Here is a 12,421-nt window from a genome sequence, read left to right on the forward strand (position 1 = left end):
GCCGGGGCGGTCGCGGAGACCCCGGCCACTCCGGCCCCTCCGCCGGGCGCGGCATCTTCAGGGGCCTCTGGCGGCGGCGATAGGGTAGGCCGTCCGAGCTTCGACCAACCCATGACCAGACCCGGGGGGCGCCACGCATGGGCGATTCGTTCGCGCATCTGCACGTGCACACGGAGTACTCGATGCTCGACGGGGCGGCCCGGCTGAAGGACCTCTTCGCCGAGGTCAAACGGCAGGGCATGCCGGCGGTGGCGATGACCGACCACGGCAACATGCACGGCGCGAACGACTTCTACAAGCAGGCGATGGCCGCCGGCGTCACCCCGATCCTCGGCATCGAGGCGTACGTGGCGCCCGAGTCGCGGTTCCACAAGCAGCGGGTGCGCTGGGGCCGGCCGGAGCAGAAGAGCGACGACGTCTCCGGCAGCGGCGGCTACACCCACATGACCATCTGGGCGAAGAACAAGACCGGCCTGCACAACCTCTTCAAGCTCACCAGCCGGTCGTTCACCGAGGGGTTCTTCGTCAAGTGGCCGCGGATGGACGCGGAGCTGCTCGCCGAGAACTCCGCGGGGTTGATGGCCACCACCGGCTGTCCCTCCGGTGAGGTGCAGACCCGGCTGCGCCTGGGCCAGTACGACGAGGCGCTCAAGGCCGCGGCCCGGTACCAGGAGATCTTCGGCAAGGAGAACTACTTCCTGGAGATCATGGACCACGGCATCAGCATCGAGCGCCGGGTCCGCCAGGAGCTGCACGACATCTCCCGCAAGCTGGACATCCCGCCCGTGGTCACCAACGACTCGCACTACACGCACGAGTCCCAGGCCGAGGCGCACGACGTGCTGCTCTGCGTGCAGACGGCGGCGAACGTCGCCGACCCGAACCGCTTCCGGTTCGACGGCAGCGGCTACTACATCAAGTCCGCCGACGAGATGCGCGCCGTCGACAACTCCGACCTCTGGCTGGAGGGCTGCCGCAACACCCTGCTGGTGGCCGAGAAGGTCGACCCCGCCGGGATGTTCGAGTTCCACAACCTCATGCCGCGCTTCCCCGTGCCGGAGGGGGAGACCGAGGAGTCCTGGTTCCGCAAGGAGACCTTCGCCGGGCTGGCCCGCCGCTACCCCGGCGGCATCCCCGAGGGGCACGTCAGGCAGGCCGAGTACGAGCTGGGCGTCATCATCCAGATGGGCTTCCCGTCGTACTTCCTCGTGGTCGCCGACTTCATCCAGTGGGCCAAGAGCCAGGGCATCGCGGTGGGCCCCGGCCGTGGCTCGGCCGCCGGCTCGTTGGTGGCGTACGCGCTGGGCATCACCGACCTCGACCCGATCCCGCACGGCCTGATCTTCGAGCGCTTCCTCAACCCCGAGCGCGTCTCGATGCCGGATGTCGACATCGACTTCGATGAGCGCCGGCGCGGCGAGGTCATCAAGTACGTCACCGACAAGTGGGGCGAGGACAAGGTCGCCCAGATCGCCACCTTCGGCACCATCAAGGCGAAGGCCGCGATCAAGGACTCGGCCCGGGTGCTCGGCTACCCGTACGCGGTGGGCGACCGGATCACCAAGGCGATGCCCCCGGCCGTGATGGGCAAGGACATCCCGCTGGAGGGCATCTTCGACCCCAAGCACCCCCGGTACGCGGAGGCCGGGGAGATCCGGGGCATGTACGAGGCCGAGGCGGACGTCAAGAAGGTCATCGACACCGCCCGGGGCATCGAGGGGCTGATCCGGCAGACCGGCGTGCACGCCGCCGGCGTCATCATGTCCGCCGAGCCGATCATCGACCACATCCCGCTGATGCGCCGGGACTCCGACGGCGTCATCATCACCCAGTTCGACTACCCGACGTGCGAGTCGCTCGGGCTGTTGAAGATGGACTTCCTCGGCCTGCGCAACCTGACCATCATCGACGACGCGGTGAAGAACATCCAGCTCAACCACGGCAAGGAGCTGGACCTGCTGGCGTTGCCGCTGGACGACAGGCCCGCGTACGAGCTGCTGGCCCGGGGCGACACCCTGGGCGTGTTCCAGCTCGACGGCGGGCCGATGCGCTCGCTGCTGCGGATGATGAAGCCGGACAACTTCGAGGACATCTCCGCCGTCCTCGCCCTGTACCGACCCGGCCCGATGGGCGTGGACTCGCACACCAACTACGCGCTGCGCAAGAACGGCCTCCAGGAGATCACCCCGATCCACCCGGAGCTGGAGGAGCCGCTGCGGGAGATCCTCGCGCCCACCTACGGCCTGATCGTCTACCAGGAGCAGGTGCAGCGCGCCGCGCAGATCCTCGCCGGCTACACCCTCGGCCAGGCCGACCTGCTGCGCCGGGCGATGGGCAAGAAGAAGAAGGAGATCCTCGACAAGGAGTTCATCCCGTTCCGGGACGGCTGCCGGGAGCGGGGCTACTCGGACGAGGCGATCCAGAAGGTCTGGGACGTGCTGGTCCCGTTCGCCGGCTACGCCTTCAACAAGGCGCACTCGGCGGCGTACGGCCTGGTGTCGTACTGGACCGCGTACCTGAAGGCGCACTACCCGGCCGAGTACATGGCGGCGCTGCTCACCTCCGTCGGCGACGACAAGGACAAGATGGCGCTCTACCTCTCGGAGTGCCGCCGGATGCGCATCCAGGTGCTGCCCCCGGACGTGAACACCTCCGCCGGGCCGTTCACCCCCGTCGGCAAGGAGATCCGGTTCGGTCTCGGCGCGGTGCGCAACGTCGGCGCCAACGTCGTCGCCGCGATCATGCGCTGCCGGGAGGAGAAGGGCGAGTACGCCGACTTCTACGACTTCCTGTCGAAGGTCGACGCCGTGGTCTGCAACAAGAAGACCATCGAATCGCTGATCAAGGCCGGGGCGTTCGACTCGCTCGGGCACTCCCGCAAGGCGCTGCTCACGGTGCACGCGGAGGCGATCGACGCGTACGCGGACGTCAAGCGCAAGGAGGCCGTCGGCCAGTACGACCTCTTCGGCGCCGGCTTCGGCGACGCGGACACCAACAGCACCACGGTGATGCCGGTGATCGGCGACGGGGAATGGGACAAGCGCGACAAGCTCGCCTTCGAACGCGAGATGCTCGGCCTCTACGTCTCCGACCACCCGCTCTTCGGCCTGGAGCACGTCCTCGGCGCGGCGGCGGACTGCACCATCGCCGCGCTGTCGGAGGAGGGCACCGTCCCGGACGGGGCGGTGGTCACCCTCGCCGGCATCCTCTCCGGGGTGCAGCGGCGGGTCACCAAGCAGGGCCGCGCCTGGGCGTCGGCCACCCTGGAGGACCTTGCCGGCGGCGTGGAGACCCTCTTCTTCCCCAACACCTACGAGGTGATCGGGCAGTACATCGCCGAGGACGCCATCGTGGTGGTCAAGGGGCGGGTGGACCGGCGCGACGACACCCCCCGGATCATGGCGATGGACATGTCCATGCCGGACGTCAGCAGCACCCCCGGGAGCAAGCCGATCACCCTGACCATCCCGGTGCACCGGTGCACCCCGCCGCTGGTGGAGCGGCTCAAGGAGACCCTGGTGCTGCACCCGGGCGACACCGAGGTGCACGTCAAGCTGCTCAACGGCGGCCGGACCACCACCCTGCGGCTGGGCCCGTTCCGGGTGGCGGCCACCACCGCGCTGATGGGCGACCTGAAGAGCGTCCTCGGCCCCGCCAACGTCAGCTGACGCCGCGGGCCCGCGTCCGCGGACGGAACGGACAAGTACCCGCGGTCCTGTTCTGGGGCTCCGCCCTGCGGTCGCGCGGCCTTCCGAGGGCCGGCGGTCTGGCTGCTGAGCCCCTTTGGAACTGAGTCGGTTACGACATCAACGCGCGGCCGGTGGCTTTCGGAGACGGCAGTGAGTCGTTTACGACATCAGCTCCAAAGCGCGCCAACAGCGGTCCGCCGGGCCGAGCAGCGCGGCGCGGTGACCCGGCTGCGGGGCGACGGGACCGGACGCCGATCCGCCGGGGCGAGTGGTCCGGGCTGGCCGATCTGGAAAGTGTCCTGGAGCGGCTGCACGGACAGGGGGCGGTGTTCGCCGCCTGGTTCCTCATGCGCGACAGCGCCCACCGGGGTGACCTGCCGCGCCGGTCCGGCTACCTGATCGGCCTGGAACTGGTCCGGCTCCTTCGCGAGCGCCATCCGCTGCACGAGATCGCCTCCTGGGACCTCGACCGGGGGCGCGACGAGGTACGGCGGGGCCTGCTCGCCCTGCGCGCGGCGGCCTGAACGGGGCACCGAGGCCGCGAGCGCGGGATTGGCCGTCCCGGTTCGCGGCGCGGGTGGCTAGCGTCGGTGGCGTGGAGATCGCACAGGCGCAGAAGTTGTGGCAGCCGCAGCCGGGTTGGCTGAACACCGCCAGCTACGGGCTCCCGCCCGATCCGGCGTGGGACGCGGTGCAGGAGGCGCTGGCCGACTGGCGGGCCGGGCGCACCTCGTGGGAGGGCTGGGGCCGGGCCACCGAGCGGTCGCGGGCGGCCTTCGCCGGTCTGGTCGGGGTGCCGGCCGCCGACGTCGCGGTCGGCAGCACGGTCTCCCAGTTGCTGGCCCCGGTCGCCGCCGCCCTGCCCGCCGGCGCGACCGTCGTGGTGCCGGAGGTCGAGTTCACCTCCAACCTCTTCCCGTGGCTGGTGCAGGCCGAGCGGGGCGTCCGGGTGCGCACCGTGCCGCTGGCCGGGCTCGTCGACGCGATCGACGCCGACACCGACCTGGTCGCGTTCAGCCTGGTGCAGTCGGCCGACGGCACGGTCGCCGCCTACGCCGACGTGGTCGCGGCGGCCCGGGCGCACGGTGCGCTCGTCGCGGTCGACGCCACCCAGGCGTGCGGTTGGCTGCCGTTCGACGGGAGCCTCGCCGACGTGGTCGCGGTCGGGGCGTACAAGTGGCTGATGGCCCCCCGTGGCTCCGCGTTCGCCTACCTCGCGCCCGCGCTGCGCGAGCGGCTGCGCCCCGACGCCGCCGGCTGGTACGCGGGGGACGATCCGCACGCCTCCTACTACGGCCCTCCGCTGCGCCTGGCCGCCGACGCCCGCCGGTTCGACATCTCGCCGGCCTGGTTCAGCTGGGTGGGCACGGCCCCCGCCCTGGAACTGGTCGCCGAGATCGGCGTGCCGGCCGTGTACGCGCACGACGTCGCCCTGGCCAACCGGTTCCTCACCGGGCTGGGCCGGCCAGCGGGGAAGAGCGCGATCGTCACGGTGGAGGTGCCCGGCGCGGCGGAGCGGCTGGAGCGCGCCGGGGTCCGGGCGGCGGTCCGCGCCGGCCGGGTCCGGGCGTCCTTCCACGTCTACTCCACCGAGGACGACGTCGACCTCGCCCTGGACGCGCTCACCGGCTGAACCGGGGCGCGTCCGGGGCGGGGTCAGCGCCGGTCGGCCGTCACTTGGTGCCGGTGATGATCCCCGGGTTGATGCAGAGCCCGGGGTTGCTGCCGTTGCGCTCGGCGATCTCCAGGCACCGCGACACCTTGTCGACCTTCGCGTTCGTCTCGGTGATCTGCTTCTGGATGGCGGCGTTCTTCCGGTCCTGCTCCAGGTTGCGGGTCTGGGCGAGCTTGTCCTGGAACGCCTTGATGTTGCCCTCGGTCTTGTCGTCGTGGTTGACCCGGGTGATCGTCACCGACAGGATGTCGACGTCGCTGGAGAGTCGCGTCTCCGCGCTGGTCTTGATGCTCTCGGCGAAGGGCTTCAGGTCCACGTTCAGGCTGCCGGTGTTGGAGTCGATCTTCTCCAGCGGGTTGTACGTGGCGAAGGCGTCGTTGACGGCGCTGTCGAGCTGGACGCCCACCCGCTGGCCCCGGAAGCTGTCGAAGTCGCCCTTGTAGTCCATGAACTGCTTGGGCGCGTTCTCGGGCTTGACCTGCCACTCGACAAGCACCTCGACGCAGGCGTCGGCGAGCGTGCCGGTGCGGACCCGCACGCAGTGCTCGCCGCCGATGTGGTCGTACTTCTGCCGGCCGGCGTCCCACTCGCCGACCTTCTGCCACGGGGCGACCCACTTCAGGCCGGAGCCGGTGACCTTGCCCGTCGGCTTGCCGAAGCTGGTGACGATGCCGACCGAGCGGATCGGCACGGAGTGGGCGCTGGAGCCGACGGTGAACACGACCGCGCCGACGAGGCAGGCGAGCGCCGCCAGGGTGGCGGTCCGCTTCGTCGACGTGTTCGAGGTGGCGAGCACGAGCAGGCCGGAGATCGCCAGGCCGACGGCGAAGATGATCGCAACAGTGAAGCCGAAGGGCATTTCGCTCGGCACCTTTCGCGGGAGGGGGCCATCACCCTAGGGGCACCGGTCAAGGCGGAGCGCAGGTGGGGCGCGCCCGTGGGGCGCCCACATGGCCGTGGTACGGGGCGGCCCGTCAGTCATCGCCGTCGATGTCGTCGGGCGGGGTGGGCGGGCGGCGAGTGGAGTTCCCGCACCCTCGGGCGTCCCGGAATGTGGTGGCCATCGACATAGTTCGACATTCGACGCGGCCGTAGGTTTCCAGCACGCGACGGCCATGTGACCGCGGTCACCGTTCCGGTCGTCGCCGGACCTACGAAGGAGTAGGCGATGGCCGGGCAAGCGCTCCTGTCGGCCCGCGGGCTGACCCGTGACTTCCGGGGTTTCCGGGCGGTCGACGGGGTCGACCTCGACATCGCGCCGGACACCGTCCACGCGCTGGTCGGCCCGAACGGCGCCGGGAAGACCACCCTGTTCAACCTGCTCACCGGGTTCCTGCGGCCCAGCGGCGGGCGGATCGAGCTGGCCGGCCGCGACGTCACCGGGCTGCCCCCGGAGCGGGTGGCCCGGCTCGGCGTGGCCCGTTCGTTCCAGATCACCAGCCTCTTCCCGCAGCTCTGCGCGCGGGAGCACGTCGAGCTGGCGTTGCAGAGCCCGAGCGGGCTGGGCTGGCGGTTCTGGCGCTCGGCGAAGCTGATGCGCCGCTACACCGACCGGGCCGGCGAACTGCTCGACATGGTCGGGCTGGCCGAACTCGCCGAGGCCCCCGCCGAGGCGCTGGCGTACGGACGCAAGCGGGCGCTGGAGCTGGCCATCGCCCTCGCCCTGGACCCGAAGGTGCTGCTGCTCGACGAGCCGACCGCCGGGATGGGCCTGGAGGACGTCGACCGCACCGTCGAGCTGGTCTCTCGCGTGCGGCAGGGCCGGACCGTGGTGATGGTCGAGCACAACATGAGCGTCGTCGGGCGGCTCGCCGACACCGTCACCGTCCTGCAGGCCGGCAAGGTCCTCGTCGAGGGCCCGTACGAGCAGGTGCGCGCCGACGAGCGCGTGATCACCGCCTACCTGGGAGCCGCTGATGCTGCGCATTGAGAACCTCTCCGCCTGGTACGGCGAGGCGCAGGTGTTGCGGGAGGTCAGCCTGGACGTCTCCGCCGGCGAGGTGGTCACCCTCGTCGGGCGCAACGGCGCCGGCAAGTCCACCCTGCTGCGCTGCGTGATGGGCCTGCACGCCGGCCAGCGCGGCACGGTCGAGCTGGCCGGGCGGGACGTCGGGAGGCTGCCCGCGTACCGGCGGGCGCGGCTGGGGCTCGGCTGGGTCCCCGACGACCGGGGCAGCTACGCCACGTTGAGCGTGACGGAGAACCTCACCCTGCCACCGACCGTCGGCCCCGACCCGTGGTCGCTGGAGCGCGTGTACGAGGCGTTCCCCGCCCTGTACCAGCGGCGCGACTCGGCGGCCACCATGCTCTCCGGCGGCGAGCAGCAGATGCTCGCGCTGGCCCGGGTGCTGCGGATGGGCGCCCGGCTGCTGCTCTGCGACGAACCGACCGAGGGGCTCTCGCCACTGCTCGTGCAGCAGGTCGGCGACCTCCTGCGCGAGGCCAAGCGGCACGGGGTGACCGTGCTGCTGGTCGAACAGAACCTGCACTTCGCCACCGGCGTCGCCGACCGGCACTACCTGCTGGCCGAGGGACGCGTCGTGGAGGCGATGGACAACTCCGAGGTGCGCTCGCGGGAGCGGGAGCTGCTGTCGTACCTCGGCATCTGAATTCCGATTCGACGACCCGCGCGGCGCGCGGGGTGGAGGGATGGGCATGCGTAGGACGGTGGGTGTGGCCGCCGCTTCGGCGGCGGCGATGGTGCTGGTCGCGGGCTGCGGCGGGGGTGGTCCCCAGGCGGGCAGGGACCAGAAGCTGACCGGCGACAAGATCGTGCTGGGCGTGCTGAACGACCAGTCCGGCGCGTACTCCGAACTGTCGGGCAAGAACTCGGTCAAGGCCGTGGAGATGGCCATCGCCGACTTCAAGGCCAAGCACGGCGACAAGGCGGTGACGAAGGACATCACCGTGGAGACCGCCGACCACCAGAACAAGCCCGACATCGCCAACACCAAGGCCCAGGAGATGTACGACCGCCAGGGCGTCGACCTCATCCTCGACGTGCCGACCTCCTCGGCGGCGCTGCGGGTGGCCGACGTGGCGAAGGAGAAGAAGAAGCTCTACTTCAACATCGGCGCCGCGACCACCGACCTGACCGGCAAGAGCTGCAACAAGTACACGTTCCACTACGCGTACGACACCTACATGCTGGCCAACGGCACCGGGAAGACCACCACGGAGCAGGTCGGGAAGAACTGGTACATCCTCTATCCGAACTACGCCTTCGGCCAGGACATGGAGAAGAGCTTCTCCACCGCCATCACCGCCGCCGGCGGACAGGTCGTCGGCAAGGACGGGGCGCCCTTCCCGAACACCAGCGGCGACTTCTCCACCTTCCTGCTCAAGGCGCCGACGCTCAACCCGAAGCCGCAGGTGCTCGGCACCATGCAGGCCGGCGCGGAACTGGTCAACGTGGTCAAGCAGTACAACGAGTTCAAGCTCCGGGAGAAGGGCGTCGGGCTCGCCGTGGGCCTGATGTTCATCACCGACATCCACTCGCTGACCCCGGCCGCGCTCGCCGGCACCACGTACACCGACGCCTGGTACTGGAACTTCGATGCGAAGAACCGCGAGTTCGCCGACCGGTTCCAGTCCGAGACCGGCACCCGGCCGTCCTTCGCCCACGCGGCCAACTACTCCGCCGCCATCCAGTACCTGGAGGCCGCGCAGGCCGCCGGCACGGACGACGCCGACACGGTGGTCAAGGAACTGGAGGGCAAGGAGGTCAACGACGTCTTCCTGCGCAACGGCAAGATCCGCGCCGAGGACCACCGGGTGATCCACGACGCGTACCTGGCCCAGGTGAAGCCCCAGTCCGAGGTCTCGGAGCCGTGGGACTACGTCAAGGTCCTCAAGACCATCCCCGCTGCCGAGGCGTTCCGCGCCCCGTCGGCGGACTGCAAGATGTGACCAGGGCATGACCGGCTTCTTGCAGAACACGTTCAACGGGTTGGTGAGCGGGGCGTTCTACGCCCTGCTCGCCCTCGGGCTCGCGGTCATCTTCGGCATGCTGCGGGTGGTCAACTTCGCCCACGGGGCGTTCTACATGCTGGGCGCCTTCGGCGCGTACGTGCTGCTCACCGAGGCCGGCGTGCCGTTCTGGGCGGCGTTGGTGATCATGCCGGTGGGGCTGGCCCTGGTCGGCATGGCCCTGGAGCGGGCCTTCATCCACCGGCTCACCCGGCTCGACCCGCTCTACAACTTCCTGCTCACCTTCGGCCTGACGCTCATCCTCCAGGACCTGGTGAAGCTCCGCTACGGCGTGCAGTCCAGCCCCTACGAGACCCCGTCCGCGCTGAGCGGGTCGGTCGACTTCGGGCTCTTCGACTTCCCCACCTACCGGGTCTTCATCCTCGGCTTCGCGGTCGCCGTCTGCGTCGGCGTCTGGTGGGTGCTCACCCGCACCCGGATCGGCATGGTGGTCCGGGCGTCGACCGAGCGTCCCGAGCTGACCCGGGCGTTCGGCATCGACGTCGGGCGCTGGGTCACCCCGGTCTTCGGCTTCGGCATCGGCCTCGCGGGGCTCGCCGGGGTGCTGGCCGCGCCGATGCGGGCCGTGAACCCGCTGATGGGCGCCGACCTGATCATCGTGGTCTTCGCGGTGGTGGTGATCGGCGGGCTGGGCTCGATCTTCGGCTCCGTCGCCGCCGGCTTCGGCATCGGCCTCGTGCAGGCGTGGGGCGAGGCGTACCTGTCCGACTTCCCGATCGTGTCGCAGACGATCGTCTTCATCGTGATGGCCGTCGTGCTGCTCTGGCGCCCGGCCGGGCTGTTCGGCCGTGAGGAGGCACCGGCATGACGAGCACCGTCGACACCGCGACCGACGCCGGTCGCCCGGCGCCGAGATCCGGGCTGGTCGCCGTGACCCGGGCCCCCGGCTGGGTCCGGTACGCGCTGCTCGCCGTCGGGCTGCTGGTGGCGTTCTGGCTGCCCAACGGGCTCTACCCGGCGGTGGCGGTGGACATCCTCTGCTGGGCGTTGTTCGCCGTCGCCGTGGACCTGCTGCTCGGCTTCACCGGGCTGATGTCCTTCGGGCACGCCGCGTTCTGGGGCGCCTCCGCGTACGTCACCGGGTTGACGGCCATCCACCTCGGCCTGCCGTTCCCGGCGGCCGTGCTGGCCGGGGCGCTCGCCGCGGCCGCGCTCGCGGTGCCGATCGGCTACCTGGCGGTGAAGCGGACGGGCATCTACTTCGCCATGGTCACCCTGGCGTTCGCGCAGATGGTCTACTACGTGGCCAACGAGTGGCGCTCGGTCACCCGCGGCGAGAACGGCCTGCAGGGCGTGCCCCGCGAGCTGTTCGGGCTGGACCTGACCGACGACTACTACTTCTACTACGCGATCCTGCCGATCGTGCTGCTCGGGCTGGCCGCCGCCTGGCGGATCGTGCACTCGCCCTTCGGGCGGGTGCTGGTCGGCATCCGCGACAACCCGGCCCGCGCCCGCGCGCTCGGCTACCCGGTGCACCGCTACAAGCTGACCGCCTTCGTGCTGTCGGGCTTCATCGCCGGGCTCGGCGGCGGGCTGTTCGCCGTCGGCCACCGCTTCGTCTCGCTCGACGTGCTGCACTGGACCACCTCCGGCAAGGCGGTCATCGTGGTGGTGCTCGGCGGCATCGGCACGCTCTGGGGCGGGGTGCTCGGCGCGGGCATCCTGGTCCGCCTGGAGGACTGGCTGTCGTTCTCCGGGTTCGAGGCGATCGGCCTGGTCACCGGCGGCATCTTCGTCCTCGTCGTGCTGGTGTTCCGGCGTGGCATCTGGGGCAGCGCCGCGGCCCTGGCGACGCGCTGGACGGCGGCCCGCCGCCGGTAGTCGCGCTCGGGCGCATCCAGCCGCGGCCCTCCCGACGTACCCCCGGGTAGTGAACGTCTACCCGGGGGTACGTCTGGTGCTGACAGATCCCATGCCGGTCGAGACCGTCGAGACCGCGCGCAAGCAGCTCTCGCTGGCCGCCGAGGACCTCGACGCCAACCGGGTCGCCGCGCTCGTCGTCGAGGTGGCCGACGAGTGGGGCGCGGCGGCGCTGTGGGAACAGGTCTGCGTGCCGATGCTGGCCGCGCTGCCCGGGCACACCGCCATCGAGGTCGCCGTCGAGCACGCCCTCGCCGAGGGCGTCCGCGTCGGCCTGGACGTGTTCCGGCGCGTACCGGGCCGTCCGCTGCCCACCGGCGGCGTGCTGCTGGCCGGGGCCGAGCAGGAGACGCACTGCCTAGGCCTGCACGCGCTGGCCGCCGCGCTGCGCGAGCGGTCGCGGGGCAGTCTGCTGCTCGGGCCGGCGCTGCCGTGGACGGCGCTCGCCAGCGCCGCCCGTCGGGTGCGCCCGCGCATCGTCGTGCTCTGGGCCCAGACGCCGGTCACCGGGCGCGCGTACCGCCTGACGCGCTTCGCCCGCGACTTCCCGGCGATCCGGGTGTACGGGGTCGGCCCGGGCTGGATCGAGCCGCTCGGTGCACCGGCGACCCGGCTGTCCACGCTGCCCGCCGCCGTCGCCGCCTGCGCCGCGCCGCTGTCGTCCTGACCGCCGCCAGGCCGACCCGCCCGCCGCCGCGCCGGCCCAGCCCCGGCCTATGCCACGCACGGCCAGCCGATCGCTGATCAGGCGGCCGAGTCGGTCGGGGGCCTGGACCGCGGAGACCGGGGGCCGACCGTCGATCACCAGCGAGGGCACGCCGATGACGCCACACTCCACGGCGCGGCGCTCGTCGGCGCGGACGCGGTCCCCGTAGGCGTCGCCGGCCAGCAGGGCGCGTACGTCGGTGGCGGCCAGCCCGGTCTCGACGCCCAACCGCTCCAGGTGAGGCACGACGGTGGGATCGGCCCGTCAGAGATCGTGGACCCCGACTCAGATCCTCGAACCTCATCCCGACTTGAAGTCAAGGCGTTCGTCCGGACCCGCCCGGGACGCGTCGCGAGCGTGCCGCCGGCCGGCCGGTGGTGGAGATGCCGTCGGGCTGGCCGGTGGTGCAAGGTGCCGTTGGCCTGGCCGGGGGTGGACGTGCCGCTGGCCGGCACCCCGGGTTCGGGTGCCGGCCAGCGATCCCCCTTGTGGTGGAAAGTC

Annotated in this window: 10 protein-coding genes and 1 pseudogene; 9 read left to right on the forward strand and 2 right to left on the reverse strand. The window is 71.1% G+C overall.

The annotated features are described in order from the left end of the window. Positions 1-137 precede the first annotated feature (137 nt). From dnaE to ACSNN9_RS16955, 3 genes are all read left to right on the forward strand, one after another. Positions 138-3,668: a DNA polymerase III subunit alpha gene (dnaE, locus tag ACSNN9_RS16945; RefSeq protein ID WP_436674230.1), complete on the forward strand. Its 3,531-nt coding sequence runs from the start codon at positions 138-140 to the stop codon at positions 3,666-3,668. 347 nt (positions 3,669-4,015) lie between these two features. Next, positions 4,016-4,213 carry a hypothetical protein gene (locus ACSNN9_RS16950; RefSeq protein ID WP_436674232.1) on the forward strand — a complete coding sequence of 66 codons (198 nt, stop codon included), beginning with the start codon at positions 4,016-4,018 and terminating at the stop codon, positions 4,211-4,213. A gap of 71 nt (positions 4,214-4,284) precedes the next feature. Further along, a complete protein-coding gene (locus tag ACSNN9_RS16955; RefSeq protein WP_436674234.1) occupies positions 4,285-5,322 on the forward strand; it encodes an aminotransferase class V-fold PLP-dependent enzyme in 1,038 nt (345 codons plus the stop codon). 40 nt (positions 5,323-5,362) lie between these two features. Here ACSNN9_RS16955 and ACSNN9_RS16960 read toward each other — a convergent pair whose 3' ends face one another. Then, positions 5,363-6,223, reverse strand: a complete 861-nt coding sequence (locus ACSNN9_RS16960; RefSeq protein ID WP_436674235.1) for an SPFH domain-containing protein — start codon at positions 6,221-6,223, stop codon at positions 5,363-5,365. 309 nt (positions 6,224-6,532) lie between these two features. Between ACSNN9_RS16960 and ACSNN9_RS16965 the strand changes: the two genes are divergently transcribed. From ACSNN9_RS16965 to ACSNN9_RS16990, 6 genes are all read left to right on the forward strand, one after another. Next, positions 6,533-7,294 (forward strand): ABC transporter ATP-binding protein, encoded by a 762-nt coding sequence (locus ACSNN9_RS16965; RefSeq protein ID WP_358093026.1) that lies wholly within the window; start codon positions 6,533-6,535, stop codon positions 7,292-7,294. Beyond that, entirely contained in the window at positions 7,281-7,973 is a 693-nt protein-coding gene (locus ACSNN9_RS16970; protein ID WP_358093023.1) for an ABC transporter ATP-binding protein, read from the forward strand. Before ACSNN9_RS16965 ends, ACSNN9_RS16970 begins: the two co-directional genes overlap by 14 nt. Before the next feature lie 40 nt (positions 7,974-8,013). Beyond that, positions 8,014-9,273 carry an ABC transporter substrate-binding protein gene (locus tag ACSNN9_RS16975; RefSeq protein ID WP_436674237.1) on the forward strand — a complete coding sequence of 420 codons (1,260 nt, stop codon included), beginning with the start codon at positions 8,014-8,016 and terminating at the stop codon, positions 9,271-9,273. 7 nt (positions 9,274-9,280) lie between these two features. Then, on the forward strand, positions 9,281-10,162 hold the full coding sequence (locus tag ACSNN9_RS16980) for a branched-chain amino acid ABC transporter permease (RefSeq protein ID WP_121395354.1): 882 nt from the start codon (positions 9,281-9,283) through the stop codon (positions 10,160-10,162). Beyond that, positions 10,159-11,175: a branched-chain amino acid ABC transporter permease gene (locus ACSNN9_RS16985; RefSeq protein ID WP_436674240.1), complete on the forward strand. Its 1,017-nt coding sequence runs from the start codon at positions 10,159-10,161 to the stop codon at positions 11,173-11,175. Before ACSNN9_RS16980 ends, ACSNN9_RS16985 begins: the two co-directional genes overlap by 4 nt. 76 nt (positions 11,176-11,251) lie before the next feature. Beyond that, positions 11,252-11,881: a transcriptional regulator gene (locus tag ACSNN9_RS16990; protein ID WP_436674241.1), complete on the forward strand. Its 630-nt coding sequence runs from the start codon at positions 11,252-11,254 to the stop codon at positions 11,879-11,881. 102 nt (positions 11,882-11,983) lie between these two features. Here ACSNN9_RS16990 and ACSNN9_RS16995 read toward each other — a convergent pair. Continuing rightward, positions 11,984-12,166 (reverse strand): annotated as a pseudogene (locus tag ACSNN9_RS16995) (DsbA family protein); the annotation flags it as partial. Between the last annotated feature and the right edge of the window lie 255 nt (positions 12,167-12,421).

This window comes from Micromonospora sp. URMC 107 (assembly GCF_051386315.1).
Lineage (GTDB): Bacteria > Actinomycetota > Actinomycetes > Mycobacteriales > Micromonosporaceae > Micromonospora.

Bases quoted from the DNA above. Each gene is read 5' to 3' on its own strand.
- ACSNN9_RS16975 (WP_436674237.1), top strand. From the start codon at position 8,014: ATGGGCATGCGTAGGACGGTGGGTGTGGCCGCCGCTTCGGCGGCGGCG.
- ACSNN9_RS16985 (WP_436674240.1), top strand. From the start codon at position 10,159: ATGACGAGCACCGTCGACACCGCGACCGACGCCGGTCGCCCGGCGCCG.
- ACSNN9_RS16980 (WP_121395354.1), top strand. From the start codon at position 9,281: ATGACCGGCTTCTTGCAGAACACGTTCAACGGGTTGGTGAGCGGGGCG.
- ACSNN9_RS16960 (WP_436674235.1), bottom strand. From the start codon at position 6,223: ATGCCCTTCGGCTTCACTGTTGCGATCATCTTCGCCGTCGGCCTGGCG.
- ACSNN9_RS16965 (WP_358093026.1), top strand. From the start codon at position 6,533: ATGGCCGGGCAAGCGCTCCTGTCGGCCCGCGGGCTGACCCGTGACTTC.
- dnaE (WP_436674230.1), top strand. From the start codon at position 138: ATGGGCGATTCGTTCGCGCATCTGCACGTGCACACGGAGTACTCGATG.
- ACSNN9_RS16970 (WP_358093023.1), top strand. From the start codon at position 7,281: ATGCTGCGCATTGAGAACCTCTCCGCCTGGTACGGCGAGGCGCAGGTG.